We start from the raw sequence: 21,937 nt of genomic DNA, 5'->3' as shown, positions 1-21,937 counted from the left end.
TCGGCAGCTCATGCTAAGGCGATCTCATCGGGGCAAGGCAGTAAGGCCCCTTTTTCAAAAAATGAAAAGGACAGTGTGATGAAAAAATTATTTCTTTCTCTAGCATTGCTAACGCTAACGCTCCCCTGCATGGCATATACGGTCAGCTTTGACTCGTCCAATGCCAATTACGAAGGCGCACCCGACAGCACCACCGGCGGCGCAGCGTGTTCGGCGGGTGACGTCTGTGCAGACACCCTCACTTGGTTCAACTTTGGTGGTTCTGGTGTCACCTTGGATGTGTCGGCCTATTTGTGGAATACCGAAGCCGACATCGTTGCTTGGCACGACATCGTGCCCGGTGGTGGCGGCCTTGGCTCAGCGGAATCCGCTGACCTTGGCGACAGCTCTGCCGACAACAATGTGGGCTACGAAAGTATTCGCCTGATGTTTTCCAGTGCAGTGCACATTACCGGCCTATGGTTCACCAACCACGGTGCTGTATCCGGCATGACAACCTGCCTTTCCACCACAGTGGGGTGTGGCCCTAGTGCGGTCACCAACGCAGCGGGCTATGCCGCAGTTGATTTCCTGACAGATCGACTCGATGTGGAAAGCTGGCACGGAACCGACTTCGATACCGAGTGGTACCTTGCTGGCATAGAATTTACCACCAGTGTGCCCGAGTCCAGCTCGCTGATTCTTATGCTGTTAGGTATCGCCGGGCTAGTTATTGGACGCAAGCAAACCTTGACCTAAACTCAAAGCGGTCATCAGGATTCGACCGATTCACTGAGTAAACCTTTCGTCGCCAACCAGCGATGCACTACTGGCTTCAACCCTTGTCGCCACGACCGGGGTTGAACGCCAAAGTTTTCGCGCAAGCGACGCATTTCCAACACCGCGCTGTTGTCGGTGGGGGTCTCCAATTCTTCCAGCGTCAGTTCTCGGCCAGTGTCCGCCAACACCATATCTCGCACTTTGTTGGCAAAGACCAATTCAGAGCACACATCGCTACTGCCGAAATGCATCACCCCCCAATTTTCGGCGCCATAGATAATCTGTTGCGTAATGGCGTACACGGCGCGCACCACATCCGAGACCGATACCGGCGTGCCGCGCCACTGGTCACTCACCACCGTCGCCCTGTTCGCCTCAAAATCTGCCAGCAGGCGGGCCAACAAGCTCCCGCCCTCGGTGGATAACACCCAGCTTGACCGCAGGATCAAGGAATGAGGCACCGCCTGCAACAACGCCTGCTCTGCGCGATAAAACACACGCGATAAATCCGTTTCCGCCTTGGGCTCATCGTGCTCGCCGTGACTGACTCGCCCCTCGCCATGAAACACGCGGTAACTGGATAAGTGCACAACCGGCACTTCACTGCCCGCCAAGCAGTGCGCCAGACACTCGGCGCCACTGGCTAACAATTCTGGTTTTACCGCCGCGCCCTCACCCCAGCCGGTGGTATTGAGAATCAGTTGGGGCTTAACCGCGGCCAAGTAATCACTCACCTGCGCGCGATCCACCCAGTCCAAGTCGGCGGGATGATCAGACACAAAACGAAAGGTGGTGGACTCGAATTTCTGTCGCAAGCCCGTCCCCAGCGGGGACCCCGTATCCGTCAAAAGAATTGTTATGGCCATAACTGCTTAAAGATCACTAACGCGAGAATCGATGAATTCAAGGGCCCTACTTTACAAGGCCCGCCCACAGAAAACGAGCCACAATTTACCCCATCAGGACACGCCAACAGCGCGCCAAAAGCCCCCGCTCCCTTCGGAAAAATCGGGTTCCTTGGCACTAAAGTTCACTATAGTTTATCTGCGCCATTTGTACTGTGTACGGGACAGGGTACACTGGCATCCTCGCGACACGGACGACTAATTGCTATGGAATTCTCGCAAGTCTCGCTCACAGCGTTTATGAGTGCCGCCATCTTGGCTTGGGTGCTTAGCACCGTGCTGATGACGCTGAGGCAAAAGAATGGCCTGCTACTGGGCTTTGCCATTGCCGCCGCCATGCACGGCATTAACATGGCCGCCATCGCTCTTACCTTTAGTCGGATCAATTTGTCGGCCTACTATGTGCTGGTCATCGAGTGCCTGCACTTCGCCTTTTGGAGCTTGGCGCTGCGCCAACTCCTCATCGGCACCACCCGCCACAAATTACCCCCCAGCCTAGCCATCCTGTTTGGCGTGAGCTGGCCAGTGTCCGCCATCGTATTGATCGCCGCCCTGCTTGGCTTTGAACCGCTCTATCACGTTTCCACCTGGCTTGTACTGCTGCTGTCGGTGGCGTGCCTCGTGGGCGTAGAGCAGGTGTACCGCTACGCCACTCAAAACAACCGCCCCAACAAACTGATATGCATCTGTTTGGGGGCACTCTTTTTGTACGACGTCTACCTCTACAGTCACGCCATCATCTTTCAAGAGTTCGACCCGCTGCTGTGGCAATCGCGGGCTGCGGTATCCATCGGGGTCACGTTATTCTTATCCATTGGCATGCAGCTGTTAGGTCACCAAGTCCCGCTACCCGCCAGCATCGCGCTGTCGCGCCCCATCGCGTTTTATACCACCTCGCTGTTGGCCGTGGGCTCGCTGTTCATGGTGCTCGCACTGGGTGGCTACTATGTGCGGATCTACAGCGGCAACTGGGGCTCAGTGGTCTACAGCATCGTGCTGATTGGCGCCTCACTGGTAATTTTGACGCTGCTCGTATCATCGCGCCTGCGCGCGCGACTATCCGTACAACTGAACAAACACCTCTTTCGACATAAATACGATTACCGCTCTGAGTGGCTGCGCCTGATCAATTTTTTAGCCATGCCCACAGAAGACGGCAACGAGGCCAATCAACGCGCATTTCTAGCCGCCGCCTCCATCACCAAAGCGCCAGGCGGCGCGCTGTGGGTGCGCCAATCCGACCACTTTGTGCCCGTGTTTCAACTGGCGCTTAACAGCCAACTGCACCTGGCCAGCGAACCCGCCAACAGCCCGTTCTGCAAAACCTTGCTCAAATCAGAATGGGTGTTTTTCCCGGCGGCAAAAGACAACCAAACCCTGAGCCAACACAATGAATTACTGCCACTGTGGGCGGAAAACATCGATGGCCTATGGCTAATTTTCCCCCTCATTGCCGGTACCGAATTGATCGGCTTTATGGCGCTGAGCGAACCGCAGAGCGGCACACCGCTCACCTGGGAAGACCTCGACCTACTGAAAACCACGGGCCGCCAGCTGGCCAGCTATTTAAAACTGCACCAACAATCGGAAGAGCTCGTAGAAAACCGCCAGTTCGACACCTACAACAAACTGGTGGCCTTCATTATTCACGACCTCAACAACCTCATCGCCCAGCAGGCCTTGGTGGTCAAAAACGCGGAGAAACACAAGCGCAATCCCGATTTCATTGACGACGCCATCATCACCATTAGCAACTCCGTCGAGCGCATGCGCAACCTGCTGAAAAAGCTCAAACGCAACAGCAGCGAATTGGTACAGGAAGTCCGCATTTACGACGCGGTGAAACAGGCCATCAGCGAAAGCCAAAACGGCCGGCAAATTCTCACCAGCGATTTGGCCCATGGCGATCACAGCCTGCGCGCAGACATGATGCGCTTGGTCATGACCATCAGTCACTTCATCAAAAATGCGCAAGATGCCACGGACGAAGACGGCAGCGTCCATGTTACACTTTCGCTCACCGATGACAGCGCCACCATTGTCATAAGCGACACCGGCTGCGGCATGGATTGGGAGTTTATTCACAATCGCTTATTTAGGCCCTTTGACACCACAAAATCGGGCAAAGGCATGGGCATTGGCGCCTACCTATCGCGGGAATATATCAAGGAACTTAAGGGCAGCTTGGACGTAGTAAGCCAGGTGGAGCAAGGCACCAAAGTGACCTTCTCACTGCCGGTACACGTGCCAACAGAAACGCAAGCGCCGCAAGGAAATCGCACGCACTATGAGCAACTCAACTGACAAACCCATCCTGCTGATTGTCGAAGACGATCGAGGGCTGCAAAGCCAATTGCGCTGGCACTTCGAGCAGTACGAAACGGTATTTGCAGAAAATCGCGAAGAGGCCAGCACCGCTGTGCGCAAGCACGAAGCCGCCGTGGTCATTCAGGATTTGGGGTTGCCGCCCGATGAAGACGGCGTCGAAGAAGGCTTTAGGTGCGTGCAAGATATCCTGCGCTTAGCACCACACACCAAAATCATCGTAATGACTGGCAAGACCGGTCACGAGCACGCCGTTACCGCCATCGGTATGGGTGCCTACGATTACTACCAAAAGCCCGTGGACCCCAACGCCCTAGACCTAATCGTCCAGCGAGCATTCCACATCCACCAGCTCGAAGCAGAAAACCGGCGCCTGCAAGAAGTGCAGCAGCAACCGCTCAACGGCTTGATCACCAACGATCCCGCCATGCTTAAAATCTGCCGCACCCTCGAAAAAATCGCCCCCACCAACGTCACCTGCTGCATTTTGGGTGAAAGCGGCACCGGTAAAGAAGTCATGGCGCGCGCCATTCACAACCTGTCGCCCCGCGCAGAACAGCGCTTTGTGGCCATCAATTGTGCCGCGGTGCCAGAGAACCTCATCGAGAGCGAATTGTTTGGCTACGAAAAAGGCGCGTTTACGGGTGCCGCCAAGCAAACCCTTGGCAAGATAGAAACCGCCAACAACGGCACGCTGTTTCTCGATGAAATCGGCGACATGCCCCTGAATTTACAGGCCAAGCTACTGCGCTTCTTGCAAGAGCGCGTAATCGAACGCCTGGGCGGCCACAAAGAAGTTGCCGTTGACGTGCGCGTCATTTGCGCCACCAACCAAAATTTAGAAACCATGGTGGCCGAGGGCACATTCCGCGAAGACCTCTACTACCGCATCAGTGAAATTACCGTCGCCATTCCACCGCTGCGTGAACGCTGCGGCGACAAAGTCTTGCTCGCCCGTCACTTTAAGCGCCGGTTCGCCAAAGAGCACAATCAAATCATTAACGACTTCACCCCCGAAGCGATATCCGCAATCGAAGCCCACAATTGGCCCGGCAACGTGCGCGAAATGGAAAACAAAATCAAACGCTCCGTCATCATGGCCGACAGCAAGATGATCAACTGTGACGACCTCGGCTTGCGCCCCAGCAATGAGCTGAGCCTCAACCTGCGTCAGGTGCGCAGTGAGGCCGAAAAGGCCGCCATCACACAGGCGCTCAGCATGTCAGACAACAACATTTCAACAGCAGCCAAGTTACTCGGCATAACACGGCCAACCTTTTATGACCTAATCAAGAAATACGAACTCAAAGTAGCCGAACATTAAGGTCTAAAATAGCCAATGCACACAGCTACTTGAGACGTCAGTCACACTGCAATTAACTGTCGTCTCAATCACTTGTCAAAGTACCGCTAAATCGCCACATTACAATATCAATAAAAAACATAATTAGTAATTTCGAAATGCACTATAAAAAAACTCTGCTTATTGTCGCCGCAATATCCTTAATCGCCTGTGGCGGAGGCGGCTCTGAAGACGCTGAACTGGAAGAACCTACTCCGCAGCCCATAGTCACCCCTACACCGCCACCGGATGTGAATTTTATTTCGGGTCAGGCCCTGGTCACTTGGCGCCTACCGGAGTACCGCGAAAACGGTGACCCGCTGCTCCCCCAAGAAATTGGCGGCTTTGAAATTCGTTACCGCGAACAGTTCGATGCCGATTTCACTTACATCGTCTTCGAGGGTATCGAAGTGGTCAACTACACCTTTGAAGATCTCAACGGCATCTACGAATTTGAGATCGCCGCCTATGACAACAACGGGCTCTACAGTCAGTTTGTCGAACTCGAAGCAATGCATTAACGCCACAAATACTGCCCTCTCTAGCACCGATGGCCGCAACGTTGTGACCATCGGACTGCCGCTGTCGAAGCTTTTTACACCAGGCCTAACTACCCCCGCCACAAAAAACCATAACCCTTTGATTTAAATGAAATTATTAAGGGTGGCACGCGCCCTGCATTCCTTTTTCTGTTCTTAAAACCCCGTACAAAAAACAAGCAACGAACATGGAAGGTACGCACATGAAAACCATTAAATCACTCATTATTGCCGCAGCACTGGCGATAACCGCGAGTGCAACACAGGCCACTGTGCTCGATTTTGCAGCAGACGCAAACGCCAACGAAAAAGGCTACAGCGTGCTGACCTACTCAGGCTGGTGGGGCGACCTTGATATCACCGCAAACTCAGGCGAAAACCCAGCCAATGCCTACATGGACAGCGGCTACGGTGGCCTAGGCGTATGTAAAGTATTAGACATTTTTGACCAATGCAGCCCTGCCAGTGATGACAATGTCACCACCGGCGAAAAGCTCAGCTTTGTCTTCGATGCCGACGTATGGATCAAAAACCTATGGGTTAACAACTACCACGATGACGACAAATCATTGGTGGGCGACTGGATCAACATCACCAACGATGGCGTCAGCACCTTAACTGCAGGTAAAGATTCAGAGAAGCCCATCGGCAGCTACACCAGCGCCACTAGCATTGGTACCTTCTTTGTGAAAGCGGGCACGGTGTTCTCTATGGCCTATGCCGGTGAAGAGTTTTATGTGACAGCCATGGAAATTGTCGGCGTGCCAGAAGTTGGCAGCCTAGCGCTGTTTATGTTGGGCCTCATGGGCCTAGCGGCAGCGCGCAGACGCTCACTGCAGAGCTAAATCTGCGGCACGTGCGATCCAATCAAAGGGCCCTTAACGGGCCCTTTTTTATTGTCGAAGTTTCTTACACCTTATAAAAACACGCGTACCAGATAACATGAAATCCTTATAAAAAAGAAGGACTTAAGCGCGGTGGCCTGGTTATTGCTTTATCTGTCCAAGCTAGACCACTAGCGTTAACCAACACTTATCATTTTGCGTCCACAGGAAGGATCAAGCATGAAAGGTATTATCAAATCCGCCCTTATTGGCGGCGCGCTATTTGCGTCATCACTGGCAAGCGCTAGCGTTGTAGTTAACTACGATTCTAACGCCGCAGCTGGCGAAGCGGCATTCATGGCGTTTCTCGCAGGCCCTACCGTTGTTGAAGACTTCAACAGCTTAGGTTCAGCCCCATCGTATGGCACCACTGATCAAAACAGTTGGGAAGGACATGCAGCTTCCTACAGCACCAATGTGGGTACTTTTACATTGGTTACTGCAGGCAATGCTGGAGCAAATCTTCACAACGACCACCTGATGATCGAGAGTAGCAAAACCGGTGAATTCGGCCGTGAATCGCTGGCTTCCGATGATTCCGACTTTTGGTTGGACAGTAATGATGCGAAGGTCGTTACTTGGGATTTCGACAACATCACCACGGCAGGCATGAACGCCTTTGGCTTCTTCATGGCAGATGCCTCCGATGTTGGCGCAACACTCACGTTGCTTTTTGACGACGGTACTTACTCAGATTCCTACGTGATCTCGCCTTACTTAGCGAGCGGCAACATGGGTTATGTTTCGGTTAAAAGCAGCATGAACATCATGGGCGCCACGCTAACATTCAACAATAGCAACGGCAATGATGGCTGGGGCATCGACGATGTCACCGTAGGCCGTCTGCCAGAGCCAGGCACAGTTCTGCTTTTGGGCTTAGGCCTACTCGGATTGGGCGCAGCCCGCCGTCGCGTAAAAGCGTAAACCACTCACGCAGTCTCCACACTGCTTAAACGCCGGCTGGGTCGTACCCACCGGCGTTTTTTTATGGGGCAACGTCAAATCCCGTGCGCTGTAGCTCAATCACCTACGTGCGTACCACCTGTCACTCGCCCAGATTTTCCGGTAGAATTACGCGTCAATTTAGCCTGGCTAATCACATGGAAGTTAAGATCACGGCTTGTACTGAGCCGCCCCAAAAGTCGTTGCTCGACCTAGCGCCTCTGGCACTGCTTGTTGCCTTTCCCGTGCTATTTTCGCCCACCTTTGCCAGCCTAAGCCACAAATGGTCGCAATGGACAGAAGGGCTATCGCACGGTTTTTTACTCATTGCCATATTTGCCTATCTGCTTTACAAAGCGCTGCCCTTTAACAGCAACAGTACCGCGCGAGAACGCGTGCTTACCGGCATCATGCTCGCGGGCGCCTCATGCTGCTGGGCCATATTTGCCTTGCTCGATATCAACTTATTGGCAGAGCTAACGCTAATAGCTTGTCTTGCCCTCGCCATCGGGCATGTTTTTGGATTGCGCTCCGCGTGGCGCCACCGCTTTTTACTTGCCCTGCCTATTTTTTCCATCACCCTGTGGGAGCATTTGAATGGCCCCCTGGTTAACTTAAGCGGGTTGATGGTGGGCGAAATGGTGCGCCTCATCAACATTCCCGCAGTGATAGATGGCAGCAGCATTTTCATCCCTTATGGGCACATCGTTATTGCCGACGGCTGCTCAGGCCTGCGCTATTTTATAATTGCGCTCGCCATGGGTTACCTTATTAGCTACTTAAACGGCTACACAGAGCGTGGCTACGTAGCGATCTTAGCCGTAGCCGCAGTATTGGCGCTCATCAGCAATTGGCTGCGGATATTTATTTTAATTTTGGTGGGCTACTTTACCGAAATGGAAAGCTCGCTCATGCAAGAGCACGACATGTTTGGCTGGCTACTGTTCGCGGCCATATGCTTTCCCGCCATGTATTTTGCACCCGTAACTAAACCACAAAATACCCATCTCGATTCGCCAATCGCTCGCCCCAAGCTGCACCACTACGGAGTGGCCGCGATCTTATTGAGTGCCGGCCCCTTGATCTACTGGTTGCTGCCCACGCCAAACGTGCAACCAACGCTTAACCCTATACTCCCTTTCCAACCCCTGAACTACGCACCGGATCAATTGCGCGCAGAGCATGGCGACAACCTCGGCAGTACCCACTATTACCAAGTCAGCGCTGGCGCAGTACTCACCGTCAGCGTGTCCCAGCGCACCAGCAAAGGGCAAAAACTAGTGCCCTATCTTGGCGACCTTTACAACAAAGAAGCTTGGTCCGTGGCGCCCGCAATCACAACTCATCAACTACCTGTCTCATCAAGCGCATTTGTTCTGCGCGCTAAAGGCAGCCAGATTAGAATTGCACAATTGCAATGGTTCATGGTGGGTGGCTTGACTACCGCGTCTAAGGCCAAGGCCAAGCTATTACAAATTCCCGCTTTGCTCGCGAATGACAACGAATTTGTGTTGATCACATTGCGCCAGCGCTGCCAACAGCAAGAATGCAGCAACGCGCTGGCACAATTAACGCCCATCGCACACACACTCAACGAATTACTGCAGGCTCAATGATGCAATTACTGTTTTGGATTTCGGCGTTGTTACTGCTGTACATCTACCTAGGCTATCCGCTGCTACTTCGGTTTTTGCCACGCAGTAAACCCGCACCTGTACCAGCTGGCGCTGAAGAGATTTACCCCAGCGTTACGGTGATCATTCCCGCGTATAACGAGGCCGATCACATAGAGGCCACAGTTACCAATAAATTGGCGCAAGATTACCCCGCCGATAAACTGCAAATCATTGTGGTCTCTGATGAATCCGAAGATGACACCGATGAGATCGTCCAGCGCATCGCCGAGCAGCACCCCAATGTGCAGTTATTGCGCCAAGTGCCGCGCCAAGGAAAAACCGCCGGTCTTAATCTAGCCATGCAACAAGTGAGCAGTGAGATTGTGGTTTTCTCAGATGCCAACAGCCACTATGCCCCAGACGCCATTAAGCAACTCACGCAGTGTTTCAACGATCAAAGCATTGGTTACGTGACCGGCAAAATGGTGTACACCAACAGCGATGGTTCGCTTGTTGGCGATGGCTGCAGCGCCTATATGAAATACGAAAATCACTTGCGCAGTTTAGAGACCCACACAGGGTCCGTTGTAGGCGTCGACGGCGGCATCGACGCTATTCGCACCGAACTCTATCAGCCCATGAACGCCGACCAACTACCCGATTTCGTATTGCCATTAAAAGTGGTGAGTCAAGGTAAGCGTGTGGGTTACTGTCCCGAGGCCCTACTCAATGAAGAAGCACTCAACAGTGCCGACTCAGAATTCAGAATGCGAGTGCGCGTTTCCCTTCGCGCTTACTGGGCACTCTGGGATATGCGACACCTCTTTAATCCTAAGCGATTCGGAATTTTCAGCCTGCAGTTAGTGTCACATAAATTACTGCGCTATCTGGCCTTTCTACCACTCATTGTCGCATTTATAACCGCCGCGCTTCTAAGCGGCCAAAGTCTTTTCTACAGCGCGGCGTTTTTTGGCCAGTTGGCATTTTATGTTGCCGCAGTCTATGCGGGCACAACAGGCTCTAGCAATCGATGGCTAGGCCTTGCCAATTATTTCTGCCTCATTAACTTCGCCGCCATGCTAGCGTTTATCAACTTCGTGAAAGGCGAGAAAATTGTCATCTGGAAACCTCGGGTAGGCTAACGACTGTGAACATCGTAATACTAGTAGATGCACTTCACAGCATTGCCGCGGGCAGCGAGCGGCAAATATACAAGCTTGTCTCGGGGTTGTGCCAACAAGGCCACCGCGTCAAATTAGTGGTTTTGCGGCACACGCCGTTCACCGAAACGCTCACGTCATTCCCCTGCCCGATTGTCGATCTAGATATCCATCACGTGGCACGACCCAAAACACTGCAAACGCTGTTACGGTTTCGACGCCAACTGATACAAGATCAAGTGGATGTACTGCATGCCTGGCTACCCGAAAGCTGCTTGCTAGCCCCGCTTTTGCTTAAACATGCTCGGCTAAAGGTCATAACCTCTCGGCGCGACATGGGTTTAATTTATCGGGGCAAACCGGCTTGGCTGTATCGCATGGTTCGCCGCAGAACAGACACGGTCATTTCAAATTCACGCGCGGTTGCACAACACGTATCACAACAGGAACGGTTACCAGCCACTCAAAGTAAAGTGATCTACAACGGGTTAGATGACTTCACACCATCAGCAACCGGCACCCAGCCAATATTTAACGATACGAATGCGATAAAGCTGATTTTGGTCGCCAACATAAAGCCCGTAAAGCGCACGCTCGATGCCGTTAACGCCGTTGCGGCGCTACACGCGCAAGGCATAGCGGTAGAGCTGGCGCTGGTGGGCGAACCACAGGACAGCGCCTACGTGGCCAGCATACACAACCACATCGCCGCCCAACAATTGGCGTCGCATATTCACTGGCTCGGCTCCGTCAACGAACCAAGGCAGCTATTGTCCCAAGCAGACATAGGCCTGCTCGTGAGTGAATCGGAAGGCCTATCCAATACGCTAATGGAATACATGCAGGCGGGCTTGCCCGTGGTTGCGACACGGGTAGGTGGCAATCCCGAACTCATACAGCACCAACACAACGGCATGCTGATTGAGAAGGGTGACGTCGCGGAACTCGCGCAGGCCATACAAACCCTGCATCAAAACCCAACCCTAAAAACGCAATTTAGCGAACGCAATAAAGCGCGCATTGCGGCAGACTTTACAATGGCCAACATGATTGCCAAACACCTGGCGGCCTATGACCAAGCCCCCGCCGATTCAGTGCGCACGGAGAAAGCCCCATGCTAAATAGCCAATGGGTTGGCAAACTTGCCTACCACGTCTGGGATCGCAAAGAGGGCGGCGTTCGGGTACGGGAATACAACGCACTCAAACAACAGCAAACCCTAAGCGCGGCCGCGCTCACTGCACATCAAGAACAGCGCCTGAACGCGCTGTTGCAACATTGCTGGGCCAACAGTCGCTGGTACCAACCGCAACTGGCACAAGCTGGATATTCGCCAGACATTCATTGGACGCTCGATGACCTGCGGCGCCTGCCCATTACCACCAAGGCCCACATACGCGACAATACCGATGCATTCATCGCAAAGAACTACAACAAGGCCGAACTGAACACCGCTAAGACGGGCGGCTCAACCGGTGTTTCGCTCAACCTGTATTTTGATGAACGGTGCCAAGCTTTGCGCAATGGTGCACAAATGTTTGCCGACAACCTCGCCGGCTGGAACATAGGTGATCGTGTGGCCGCGGTGTGGGGCAACCCACCAAAGCCCAGCACCGCCAAGGCTAAATTGCGTGCACAATTGTTAGACCGCACCCTCTATTTAGATACCATGGATTTAAATGCGCGCTCCATGAGTGCCTTTGTTGAAGCATGGCGCACGTTTAAACCACAGGTCATTTTTGGTCACGCCCACTCCATCTTTATATTCGCACAATTTTTATTGAACAATGGCATAACCGATATTCGACCCACCGGCATCGTGGCCACCTCTATGATGTTGTTACAGCATGAACGCGCCGCCATAGAGCAAGCGTGCGGATGTGCGGTGACCAATCGCTACGGCTGCGAAGAAGTGGGGCTAATTGCCGTGGAGTGCGAGCAACACAAGGGTATGCACATCAACGCCCACCACGTCATTCTCGAAAGCATCGACGGTAATAACCAGCCCTGCGAACCCGGCACTGCCGGCAAGCTGGTGGTGACCGACTTGAACAATTACGGCATGCCACTGTTACGCTACCGCGTAGAAGACGTGGGCGTACTTGCTAGCCGCCAATGCAGCTGTGGGCGCACTACCCCCTTACTTGAACGCTTAGAGGGGCGCGTAGCAGATTTTTTAAAGAAACCCGATGGTGGCCAAGTGGCCGGCGTGTCACTGGTAGAACGCACGCTCACCAAAGTGCCCGGCGTTGCACAGATGCAATTGGTACAAGACTGCCTACATGAAATACACATTAAGCGCGTGAAAGGCAGCGAATTTTCTTCGACAACGGATCAAGCACTCCTCGAAGAGTTTCGCACCGTGTTTCCGCAGGATGTCAAACTCACCATTCAAGACGTAGACCGCATTCCCCAAGAGGCGTCCGGCAAATACAGGTTCTCAATATGTCGAATATAAAACCCCAGCCATTAGTGAGCGTTGTCATCGCCACCTACAACATGGCGCAATACTTGCCGCAGGCGATCGATTCCATACAATCCCAAACATGGCAAAACCTCGAGATCATCGTAGTGGATGACGGCTCTACCGATGACACGCCCGAGGTAATGAAAGCCTATGAGGGATCGGAACGCGTACGCTATATTCGCAATGAAAACCAAGGGCAACCCAAAGCAAAAAACTGCGGCGTGCGCAATGCACAGGGTGAGTTTATTGCGTTTTGTGATGCAGATGATCTGTGGGAACCCTTCAAGCTCGAAAAACAAATGCCGCTGTTTAACAACCTGCGTACCGGCGTCGTGTACAGCGAAGTGAGCCATATTGATGAGCACAACGCGCGCTACGATAAGCCGCCAGCGTACACGCGCTATCGCGGCAAAGTGACTAACAGGCTCCTGTATAAAAATTTTGTTCCCTTCGGCACGGCGGTAATCCGTCGGCAATGCGTGTCCCAAAACGGCATGTTCGACGAAGACTTTCGCATGGGCATAGACTGGGACTTGTGGCTGCGCTACTCCCTCGATTGGGAATTTGATTATGTGACCGACAAAACCTATGTATACCGCGAATGGTCAGGCCAAATGTCGACCAACTATCGAGGCCGCTATGATCACGCGTTCCGCATTCTCACTAAGTTTGCCAGCCGCTTTCAAAGTCAGCTAAATTCCAAGGCGCTACAACAGGCGTGGGCCGATATGCATATCGGCAAGGGCAACATCATTGCCCGCCAAGAAGGCACAGTAAAAGAACCGCTAATGTGCATACTTAAGGGCATATCAACCGCACCTGGCTATTGGTACGGCTGGAAATCGCTCATAAAACTAGCGTTAAGACGACCATGAAAAAACTCAAGGATACAGTCTTCAATGCCATGGAATCGGTTGGCGGCTTTCGGGTAGCACGCTACATAGCGCGCGACAACCCAAAGATCCTTATGTACCATCGCATTATTGACCACCCACAAGTGCCCGCCATAACCCCGAGCGAGTTTGAGCGGCAGTTGGATTACCTCAAAGCGCACTTTAACGTCCAACCTGTTGAACAACTGATTGCCAATCGTATCGCGGGGAAAAACGACAAAAATGCCATAGCCATTACATTTGACGACGGCCATGCAGACTTTTATGACACTGCCTGGCCCCTGCTTAAAAAGTACGAGTTACCGGCCAGCCTGTACGTCACCACCGGGTTTGTCGATAACCAATGCTGGCTATGGCCAGACCTACTGAGACACATACTCTGGGAAACGCCGCTAGCCACCGTATCTGACAAACACCTGCCCACGTTGCCGCTAGCGAAAGCCGACCTCCCAAAAACCTGGAACACCATCGCCAGCCACTGCTTAACACTCGCCAGTGACGCGCGCATAGACTATATAAAACAGTTGGCTGGCAGGCTTCAGGTTTCCACAGAAGCGAAACCGACTGCACCGTTTAATGCGGTAACCTGGGATAACTTACGCGACATGCAAAATCAGGGCTTAATCGTTGGCAGCCATACTGTGAGCCACAGAATACTCAGTAGCCTAGATCACAAAGATTTAGCCAACGAATTGACCACCTCGAAAATGCGTATAGAAAAAGAATTGGGGATAACGGTAAACGGCATTTGCTACCCCAATGGTATGACCAAAGATATTTCAAAAACCGTTGAAGACGCCAGCAATGAATGTGGTTACCAATTCGGATTGGTCGCCTACCCCGCTAACGCCCAAGCAACCAATCCGATGCATCAAGGCCGCTGGGCAGCGCCCAAATCATTTAAGTTATTTAAACGACTGGTGAATGGCATCACCCGCGATGGCAACCCAACAGGGCAACACGTATGAAAGTCGCGCACTTCATTGACAGCGGTGGGTTATACGGCGCAGAAAAAATGCTATTAACGCTTTGCAAGGAGCAGATAAAACTGGGGCTGGAACCACTAATTGTCAGCTGCGGCGTTATCGACGAGCCGCCCAAAGCGCTGGAAATTGCGTGTGAAAAAGAAGGCGTTCCCTGTTTGCCGTGGCGAATGAAGCCAGGATTGAATCTATCAGGCTGTAAAAATCTGCTTAAGCACTTGGAACCAATGAAGTTTGATGTATTTCATTCACATGGGTATAAATTTAATATTTTGCTTGCGCTACTCACAATAAGACCTACGAATTATCAGCTAGTCGCTACAATACATGGGGAAACAAAGAGCTCAGGACCAAACAAGATCACACTGTTTCAATTTGCAGATAGGATGCTAAGGTTTCGATTTGATAAAATTGTCCATGTCACCACGCAAAATAGAGCATCAAAAGCCAGAAGGGTAATATTTAACGGTATCAACATACCTAAGAACAACAATAGCCCAGCACCAACAAACCCCACAAAGGTAATCACGATCGGAACACTGGGAAGACTATCTCAAGAAAAAAACTATTCTTTCCTCATAGATGCCATGCATCACTTGAAGAGCAAAAATTTGAAAATAAAATGTAAAATACATGGTGAAGGGTCGCTTCAATCGTCGCTGCAAGAACAGATCGAGAAACTGCAAATAACTGACACTGTTTCAATTTTACCTTTCACAAAAAACATTGCTGAATTTTTCGACTCTATCGATATCTATATTAACTGCTCAACCACCGAAGGAATGCCAATAAGCTTACTTGAGGCAGCGGCCTTCAACAAAAGAGTAATAGCAAGTAATATTAATGGAAACAAAACCCTTTTAAACAAATTATATAGCAACCCCATTCTATTTGATTTTAGCCACGATGCGTTTGAGTACGCGATCGAATCAGCACTGAAAGCCCCGATATCAGAAATTATTGCTGCGAGAGAAAATATTTCTGAACTATTCAGCGGATCATCAATGGCAAAACAATATTATTTACTCTACAAGGAAGCCTAGCTAGATGTCGCTCTCTGCCAAATCTGCATGGATAACCTGGGAATATCAACCTAGAAACATAAGCATGGCCAAAGCTCTTGGTGTACAACTGCATCAACTAATATCCAACAAACCAAGATTACTCAAATACGCATACCTAACCATAAAAACCCTACCTATACTGCTCAATCGGAACATCGAAGTTATATTTGTTCAAAACCCAAGTATAGTGCTATGCACTTTAGCCATAGCTGTTGCCAAACCTTTAGGAAAAAAGGTCATCATAGACGCCCACAATGCGGGAATATTTCCTCTTGAAGGGAGGTCGAAAATCCTTAACGCTTTGTGTAAATGGTTATTCAATAGAGCAGACTTAACTATTGTTACAAACTCACAGATATCCACCTATGTTAGTGAAAACGGCGGAAAACCGGTAATCATGCCGGACCCTCTGCCTTCATTTCCTACCAGCAATAACTTCACCCCTGGAAACCATTTTTTTCTAATCTGCTCCTGGTCCGATGATGAACCCTATGGCACTGTGATAGACGCCTTCAGAAACATGCCAGACTGTACCTTAAAAATATCTGGCAATTACACCAAGAAACTCTCAAAAGCATATATCGAAAACTTACCGGACAATATTATCCTTTGCGGATTCATAACCAGAAAAGAATACGAAGAAACTCTCGCCTCAGCAACAGCTGTGATAGATTTAACCGACCGAGAGATGTGTGTTCTTTGTGGGATTTATGAGGGAGTCGCTGCTGAAGTTCCTGTCATCACTACCCCAACTACAGCCATCTTTGAAGTATTTGAAAATCATGTTTACTATACAAAAAGCGACCAGGAAGACATCATTAAAATCACTAAAAAAATTACAGCTATCGATAGAATTTCAATATATGAAAAAGCTATAAAGGCAAAAAAATACATTATAAAGCAACAAGAAAGCCGAATTGATCATATAAAAAATGTAGTTATAAATACCTTACGCACTTAAAAATTGAAAAGCGTATATTATTGGCATCGTTATGATCAAACGCTATATCACAAACGATATATTCTTGCATTCGCTGTGAATCAGGCCACGAAATATATTAAGAGTCGAACTATACTGGTTTCATTAAATGAGTCTCGGAAATAACCACATGCATAAATTCCTCTTAACCGCCGGCCTTAGCCTAAGCTCTACCATTAGTTTGGCAGCTCCTGCGATCTTGGATGTCGCTCGAGCTGATGACACCTATACAATAACTGGAACTGACTTTGGAGATTTCGGTGGGGAAATTCTTTCGTGGGATGATTTTGAGCACCACCCCCTAGAGTCGAAAATAAATACAAAGCTTGATGCAATCGGCAATACTTGGTCAACAATTTATAACTACGACGGATTAGGAATACGCGTAGTCGATGAAGATTCGGTCAGCGGATCCAAATCACTTGTAGTGGACTGGTCGATAGATGAATACACCATCAGGGCGTTTGGATGGGCAGGCAAGCCCGCATTTGACACAATCTACATTAGCTATTGGCGGAAAATGACTGGAGATTACAATCCAGAAACATCAAATCACAAGCAATTTTATCTGTATGGTACTACTGGTAATTTTCCTCAATTAATGCCTATTGTCGAAGCTGGAGGAAGTCGCTGGGGTGTCTACAATAATGTTGGAGATGCTGATGTTCCATATGAAAAAAGAAGCAATATCAATAGTGCCGGATGGACTTGGGATAACACAGCTGATCAATTTCAACGATGGGAATTTTTTGCCAAGCTAAATTCTCCATACACTGAGTCAAATGGAATAATTCAAGTAAGATTAAATGGAAAGCTCGGCATTGATACCAATGACTATAGAACCTCTTACGTCGATGGCAAATGGCAAGACCTGCGAATTGGGCACATGGCACAAGGATTTGCGTCGACAGCAAAAGCATTGTTCGATGATGTATACATTGCCACAACCCCTGCAAGAATAGAGGCTTGTGACACGCCCAATTACAGCGACTGCACCAAAAAGGTAATCCAATTCACACCAAAATCGGCATGGAACCCAACCACAATATCATTCACGCCTAGAAACTTAGAAATACTTAAGGGCGAAAAGGTTTATCTCTATTTGATAGACAAGAACGGAAACACCTCAGGATCTTTCGAAATCCCCAGAATCAATATGCCTGAAAGTTAGGCTACTTGATTTCGGATGGTCCAAATATTTCCTTATGAAATTTTCGATCAAGCATCGCAGCACCTGTTAGTGTAAGGTGGTGATTATCGAAATATAGCGGCTTACTATCGTCACTTAATAGTTGGCAAATAGGCGTACAAAAAACATCGCCAATAGGAATAACCCTCAACCCCTGATTTTCTAGACGTTCTAGCACCGAAGTAAACTCCTTATAAAAATTCGTGTAATCTTCAATAGTTTTAACAAATTCAGAATCTAATTTTCCACGCTCATTTTCTAATAGATACTTTGGAACACTTGAATCCCAAATCGGTACAGGAGATATGTAGTAAACTTCAACATTGCTCGGCTTCGAACTTAATAGCGCGGCTATCGCATCAGCATTCATATTGTAATAGAGGTCATGTAAAATCAACTTTCCAACCGATTTATTTTTTACGTAGCTCAACACACTGGAGACACTGCAATCACCACTTCCTAAATTACAACTTTCAACCATTAAATAAAGACTAGCATCGTAGCTGGACGCGACGTCAGATAAAACAGTTTTAATTGCATCCGCATGACTGTCTCCGACCAGCAAGATAGATGAGCTACCGCCATCGTTATCGTTATCGTTATCGTTATCGACCTTACATGCAATCTCGTCTTGATTAAAATACCTGACGAGTTTTGCAAATTTTCCGCAACGCCATTGCGCCCTATCGAGTACTGAATATGAAATGTTTGTAATCACATTTGAGTACATTCCACCATATACCCTTTCATGCGAGTAAAAGAGACCAGCGCCAAATAGTAGCCCTACCAACATTAAAGATGCTAAATGATTCAATGAAAAATGCCGCAACCGACTTAACTCAACAAAATTTCGGGAAATATAGGACAGCAGCCATGTAACTATTAAGAAGGCGACAAGACTATATACTCCACCGCTTATATATGGCTGGGTATCAAATGCACGGTATTGAATAAAATAAAGTACTGGGTAGTGAACCAAATAGATAGAATACGAATAATCCCCGACCACACCTAACGCCTCATAGTGCGGCTTTCTGCTCATAAAGCTTGAATTATCTTTAATCAATATAAGCGCGGTTGCCATGCACGTTGCCAGCGCATACCACCCTGGGTGGCCAGCCACATCAACTGCAGTAAATGGAATAGTGAGCAGAAAAATCCAACAGAGCAACTGCAAACACAGCAACTTTTTAGTGCTATGCGGTGCAATAACATAGCTAGCCACTATATAGCCTGCCATAAATTCCCAGATTCTAGCTGGCATCATAAAGAATGCAGTTTTAGCGGACAACTCAATCAGAGCCCAACAAAGGATGAAGGAAATAGCAAATATAAAAATCGGTGCACCTTTCCATTTCGATGCAAAATATACAATACAAGGGACCAATATATAAAACTGCATCTCGACACCTAATGACCAAAGATGGAGCAATGGCCGAAATGCAATATCACTAAAATACGATTCGCCAAACCAAAAATATACATTTGGAAGAACAGCCAATGAATATATTGCCTGAAAAATTATCTCGAGCCTTTCATGAGGAAGCACGATAGCTGAGAAGGCTAGAACTGTTACGAACACAACAACTAAATAAGCAGGCAATAGACGAGCAAGCCTACGCCTGTAAAATTGCAATGCAGATTTGATCCCTACAGATCCCAATGGATACAACTTTGCCATCAGGTACCCGCTGAGAACAAAGAAAATATCAACTCCAAGATAACCGCCAGGAAACAAACTTGGAAACATATGAAAAAGCAGTACAAAAATTACCGCCAGCCCCCTAAGTACCTGAATATCTAAGCGAATGAGACCCATATAGTTGATTCCGATTACCTTGCGCCACTTAACATAGTTGAATTTTGATTTAGACAATCACTAAATTTTGTATTACATGCTGCGACAAATCCCAAGACTACCCACCAATATATTTCGTACAAATCCATACCAAAACATCCCAATGCAAGCCTAGCGATGAGATAGCCTTTTAATGAAAGAATAAGTGCGTACAAAAATCTTCCATTCGGTGTTTTATCGGCCTCGTATAGTCCTTGCAACCTTGTAGCAAGTTTATATATCCGAAAGATTAACCACAAAAAAATTAAAAACCCAAGCACGCCAATATTGGTTAGCAATTCTAAGTACAGATTATGCGTATCCTGGCTTCGCCCAAAATACGTATTTCTAACAGAGGGGAATGCCCCAACACCGACCCCCAAAGGGTGCGCCTTAAAAACAAACCAAGCATCCTCAAGAATTTCAATTCTTTTTTCTGTAGAACGCCCAGCCTTCTCTTCCTGCGTAAATATAGTTCCAACACGCTCATAATAGTCTACAGGAACAAATGAAACCAAAGCCGTGAAAACTATAACAAACAACACAATCAGCTTATTTACGCCAAGATTTAAGTTTTTAACCATGAATATAGATGTAATAAATGTAGCAACGTACCCAGTACGCGACCCACTAAAGACTATGCCAATTACTGAGAAAAGAATAAGGAATGCTGAAAGCCATTTCACTAGTCTTGAATCAACAAACCGGTAAAAGAACACACCAAATATCAAGCTGGTAACAGAAAATCCAGCCAAAGAATTAGGATGAGCATAATTCGTTGTAGATCCATGCAACCTCATTATTCCTTGATTTTGCCAAACTAGAGAACCTGTAAGCCAACCAACTGATGATTCATAACCAAGCCTTAACCAAGCCAGCAACATAAAATATAGAATACACTTTAAATCATCGACACTTCGTACATTTACCGACACTAAGATTGCGACAATTGAAAATTTAACAAATCGATCTATATAAATGTCTAAAGATCGGTCAACATCCATAGAAAAAATTACATACAACGTAATTACAAATACATATAGAGAGACGGGTGCAATAAATTTGGCATCGAAAACCTTGGAACTAGATTGAAAAACCCTCGGAATACTGCACAAAATGCATAGAACACCAAGAGTAAATTCGAATCTCACTATCTCTAAAATTGATACTCTTGAATTAATCTGAACAAACCAACAAAAAAGATATAAACCCGTGATAAATGCGCCAAATGAGACGTTACCAACCTGAATCACCTGCCCCCACGCACCATTTGACGAAGAATTCATCTTAGAAAGATTCATTTAAGTTGGCCTTCATCGAAATATATTCTTCTTAAACCTTTGGAAGATTGAATCATTATAGTATTTCCAAAAGATAGTAATTATTCGAGTCTTGAGTCTAAGCGGAAGCCAGAGAAAGCTTGGATATAGAGCTCTAGTGCAAGCAGAACATATTACTCCCCAAGCAGTATCTTTTGGAAATACCCCCCTTAAAAATTCATTTAGTTTTAGATCAAGAACTAAGTGGGTTCTAGGCTCATCGCCATTGTTTTCGACGTGGTGAACTTTTGAAAAATTAACATAATAAAGCCGACCTTCATTCATACGAATATCTTTACCGGCCACCACAAATCTAACATCTGGATTAGTAACAATTGGAATATGCAACCGCACCTGACCAAAAGCATAGTCTGAGACCTCGGCGTAAGTGTCTCTGTGGGCCTTAATTATACTCCCAGGCATAAGCTTCATGATTCGGATTCGACCATGTGGACAATCAAATTTATCTAGCAAGGCCTTGAAGGCAGGCAGCTTCTCAGCATATTCTGTACGGCGATATTGCCCCCAAGTACCAAGTCGCTGCGATTCAATTCTGTCAGAAGTCCCATCGTGCGACACCAAAGGTATGGTCGTCCAACCATCAGCCAACTGAACATCGTAGTGACCAATCCACTTCTCTTGATCCAGAAGCTTTAAATCCTGTTTTAACGCCTCTAAATCTATTTTAAACGGTAGACCATCAGTCAAATCTAAAAACATTTTCATATTGATAC

Annotated in this window: 19 protein-coding genes; 15 read left to right on the top strand and 4 right to left on the bottom strand. The window is 48.5% G+C overall.

What is annotated here, in order from left to right; all coding sequences use genetic code 11:
• Nucleotides 1-78 precede the first annotated feature (78 nt).
• Nucleotides 79-738, top strand: a complete 660-nt coding sequence (locus FHS30_RS16315; protein ID WP_183911598.1) for a PEP-CTERM sorting domain-containing protein — start codon at nt 79-81, stop codon at nt 736-738.
• A 14-nt stretch (nt 739-752) separates the two neighbouring features.
• On the opposite strand, the gene FHS30_RS16310 is transcribed toward FHS30_RS16315, so the two are convergent.
• The gene (locus FHS30_RS16310; protein WP_183911597.1) at nt 753-1,625 is read right to left on the bottom strand and encodes a sugar nucleotide-binding protein; all 873 of its coding nucleotides are present in this window, start codon (nt 1,623-1,625) and stop codon (nt 753-755) included.
• 246 nt (nt 1,626-1,871) lie between these two features.
• Here FHS30_RS16310 and prsK point away from each other — a divergent pair, with 246 nt between their 5' ends.
• The 14 genes from prsK (at nt 1,872) to FHS30_RS16240 (ending at nt 18,029) form a co-directional block, all read left to right on the top strand.
• Nucleotides 1,872-3,968 (top strand): XrtA/PEP-CTERM system histidine kinase PrsK, encoded by a 2,097-nt coding sequence (prsK, locus tag FHS30_RS16305; RefSeq protein WP_183911596.1) that lies wholly within the window; start codon nt 1,872-1,874, stop codon nt 3,966-3,968.
• Nucleotides 3,952-5,313: a PEP-CTERM-box response regulator transcription factor gene (prsR, locus tag FHS30_RS16300; RefSeq protein ID WP_183911595.1), complete on the top strand. Its 1,362-nt coding sequence runs from the start codon at nt 3,952-3,954 to the stop codon at nt 5,311-5,313. Before prsK ends, prsR begins: the two co-directional genes overlap by 17 nt.
• Before the next feature lie 137 nt (nt 5,314-5,450).
• A complete protein-coding gene (locus tag FHS30_RS16295) occupies nt 5,451-5,852 on the top strand; it encodes a fibronectin type III domain-containing protein (RefSeq protein ID WP_183911594.1) in 402 nt (133 codons plus the stop codon).
• 221 nt (nt 5,853-6,073) lie between these two features.
• Nucleotides 6,074-6,715, top strand: a complete 642-nt coding sequence (locus tag FHS30_RS16290) for a PEP-CTERM sorting domain-containing protein (protein WP_183911593.1) — start codon at nt 6,074-6,076, stop codon at nt 6,713-6,715.
• A 219-nt stretch (nt 6,716-6,934) separates the two neighbouring features.
• Complete coding sequence (locus FHS30_RS16285) at nt 6,935-7,678, top strand: PEP-CTERM sorting domain-containing protein (protein WP_183911592.1); 744 nt, start codon at nt 6,935-6,937, stop codon at nt 7,676-7,678.
• Nucleotides 7,679-7,854: 176 nt separating this feature from the next.
• Nucleotides 7,855-9,312 carry an exosortase/archaeosortase family protein gene (locus tag FHS30_RS16280; protein WP_183911590.1) on the top strand — a complete coding sequence of 486 codons (1,458 nt, stop codon included), beginning with the start codon at nt 7,855-7,857 and terminating at the stop codon, nt 9,310-9,312.
• Nucleotides 9,309-10,454, top strand: coding sequence for a glycosyltransferase family 2 protein (locus tag FHS30_RS16275; protein ID WP_183911589.1), 1,146 nt, complete (start codon nt 9,309-9,311; stop codon nt 10,452-10,454). Before FHS30_RS16280 ends, FHS30_RS16275 begins: the two co-directional genes overlap by 4 nt.
• A 5-nt stretch (nt 10,455-10,459) precedes the next feature.
• On the top strand, nt 10,460-11,593 hold the full coding sequence (locus FHS30_RS16270; RefSeq protein WP_183911588.1) for a glycosyltransferase: 1,134 nt from the start codon (nt 10,460-10,462) through the stop codon (nt 11,591-11,593).
• Nucleotides 11,587-12,930, top strand: coding sequence for a phenylacetate--CoA ligase family protein (locus tag FHS30_RS16265; protein ID WP_183911587.1), 1,344 nt, complete (start codon nt 11,587-11,589; stop codon nt 12,928-12,930). The genes FHS30_RS16270 and FHS30_RS16265 overlap by 7 nt, the downstream gene beginning before the upstream one ends.
• The gene (locus tag FHS30_RS16260) at nt 12,918-13,814 is read left to right on the top strand and encodes a glycosyltransferase family 2 protein (RefSeq protein WP_183911586.1); all 897 of its coding nucleotides are present in this window, start codon (nt 12,918-12,920) and stop codon (nt 13,812-13,814) included. Before FHS30_RS16265 ends, FHS30_RS16260 begins: the two co-directional genes overlap by 13 nt.
• Entirely contained in the window at nt 13,811-14,800 is a 990-nt protein-coding gene (locus tag FHS30_RS16255) for a polysaccharide deacetylase family protein (protein ID WP_183911585.1), read from the top strand. The genes FHS30_RS16260 and FHS30_RS16255 overlap by 4 nt, the downstream gene beginning before the upstream one ends.
• Nucleotides 14,797-15,858 carry a glycosyltransferase gene (locus FHS30_RS16250; RefSeq protein ID WP_183911584.1) on the top strand — a complete coding sequence of 354 codons (1,062 nt, stop codon included), beginning with the start codon at nt 14,797-14,799 and terminating at the stop codon, nt 15,856-15,858. The genes FHS30_RS16255 and FHS30_RS16250 overlap by 4 nt, the downstream gene beginning before the upstream one ends.
• 4 nt (nt 15,859-15,862) lie before the next feature.
• The gene (locus tag FHS30_RS16245) at nt 15,863-16,840 is read left to right on the top strand and encodes a glycosyltransferase family protein (protein ID WP_183911583.1); all 978 of its coding nucleotides are present in this window, start codon (nt 15,863-15,865) and stop codon (nt 16,838-16,840) included.
• 148 nt (nt 16,841-16,988) lie between these two features.
• Nucleotides 16,989-18,029, top strand: coding sequence for a hypothetical protein (locus FHS30_RS16240; protein WP_183911582.1), 1,041 nt, complete (start codon nt 16,989-16,991; stop codon nt 18,027-18,029).
• Between the two features lies 1 nt (nt 18,030).
• Here FHS30_RS16240 and FHS30_RS16235 read toward each other — a convergent pair whose 3' ends face one another.
• From FHS30_RS16235 to FHS30_RS16225, 3 genes are read right to left on the bottom strand one after another with little or no spacing between them, the layout of a single operon-like run.
• Nucleotides 18,031-19,866 (bottom strand): acyltransferase family protein, encoded by a 1,836-nt coding sequence (locus tag FHS30_RS16235; protein WP_183911581.1) that lies wholly within the window; start codon nt 19,864-19,866, stop codon nt 18,031-18,033.
• Between the two features lie 14 nt (nt 19,867-19,880).
• Nucleotides 19,881-21,185: an O-antigen ligase family protein gene (locus FHS30_RS16230; RefSeq protein WP_183911580.1), complete on the bottom strand. Its 1,305-nt coding sequence runs from the start codon at nt 21,183-21,185 to the stop codon at nt 19,881-19,883.
• 12 nt (nt 21,186-21,197) lie between these two features.
• Nucleotides 21,198-21,929: an aspartyl/asparaginyl beta-hydroxylase domain-containing protein gene (locus FHS30_RS16225; protein WP_183911578.1), complete on the bottom strand. Its 732-nt coding sequence runs from the start codon at nt 21,927-21,929 to the stop codon at nt 21,198-21,200.
• Nucleotides 21,930-21,937: the final 8 nt, after the last annotated feature.

The organism is Simiduia aestuariiviva (assembly GCF_014192475.1).
In the GTDB taxonomy this organism is placed as follows: Bacteria; Pseudomonadota; Gammaproteobacteria; order Pseudomonadales; family Cellvibrionaceae; genus Simiduia; species Simiduia aestuariiviva.
The sequence above is the reverse complement of the archived record's forward strand: the minus strand, read 5'-3'. Positions and strand labels throughout refer to the sequence as shown.

Bases quoted from the DNA above. Each gene is read 5' to 3' on its own strand.
- FHS30_RS16315 (WP_183911598.1), top strand. From the start codon at position 79: ATGAAAAAATTATTTCTTTCTCTAGCATTGCTAACGCTAACGCTCCCC.
- FHS30_RS16310 (WP_183911597.1), bottom strand. From the start codon at position 1,625: ATGGCCATAACAATTCTTTTGACGGATACGGGGTCCCCGCTGGGGACG.
- prsK (WP_183911596.1), top strand. From the start codon at position 1,872: ATGGAATTCTCGCAAGTCTCGCTCACAGCGTTTATGAGTGCCGCCATC.
- prsR (WP_183911595.1), top strand. From the start codon at position 3,952: ATGAGCAACTCAACTGACAAACCCATCCTGCTGATTGTCGAAGACGAT.
- FHS30_RS16295 (WP_183911594.1), top strand. From the start codon at position 5,451: ATGCACTATAAAAAAACTCTGCTTATTGTCGCCGCAATATCCTTAATC.
- FHS30_RS16290 (WP_183911593.1), top strand. From the start codon at position 6,074: ATGAAAACCATTAAATCACTCATTATTGCCGCAGCACTGGCGATAACC.
- FHS30_RS16285 (WP_183911592.1), top strand. From the start codon at position 6,935: ATGAAAGGTATTATCAAATCCGCCCTTATTGGCGGCGCGCTATTTGCG.
- FHS30_RS16280 (WP_183911590.1), top strand. From the start codon at position 7,855: ATGGAAGTTAAGATCACGGCTTGTACTGAGCCGCCCCAAAAGTCGTTG.
- FHS30_RS16275 (WP_183911589.1), top strand. From the start codon at position 9,309: ATGATGCAATTACTGTTTTGGATTTCGGCGTTGTTACTGCTGTACATC.
- FHS30_RS16265 (WP_183911587.1), top strand. From the start codon at position 11,587: ATGCTAAATAGCCAATGGGTTGGCAAACTTGCCTACCACGTCTGGGAT.
- FHS30_RS16260 (WP_183911586.1), top strand. From the start codon at position 12,918: ATGTCGAATATAAAACCCCAGCCATTAGTGAGCGTTGTCATCGCCACC.
- FHS30_RS16255 (WP_183911585.1), top strand. From the start codon at position 13,811: ATGAAAAAACTCAAGGATACAGTCTTCAATGCCATGGAATCGGTTGGC.
- FHS30_RS16250 (WP_183911584.1), top strand. From the start codon at position 14,797: ATGAAAGTCGCGCACTTCATTGACAGCGGTGGGTTATACGGCGCAGAA.
- FHS30_RS16245 (WP_183911583.1), top strand. From the start codon at position 15,863: ATGTCGCTCTCTGCCAAATCTGCATGGATAACCTGGGAATATCAACCT.
- FHS30_RS16240 (WP_183911582.1), top strand. From the start codon at position 16,989: ATGCATAAATTCCTCTTAACCGCCGGCCTTAGCCTAAGCTCTACCATT.
- FHS30_RS16235 (WP_183911581.1), bottom strand. From the start codon at position 19,866: ATGGGTCTCATTCGCTTAGATATTCAGGTACTTAGGGGGCTGGCGGTA.
- FHS30_RS16230 (WP_183911580.1), bottom strand. From the start codon at position 21,185: ATGAATCTTTCTAAGATGAATTCTTCGTCAAATGGTGCGTGGGGGCAG.
- FHS30_RS16225 (WP_183911578.1), bottom strand. From the start codon at position 21,929: ATGAAAATGTTTTTAGATTTGACTGATGGTCTACCGTTTAAAATAGAT.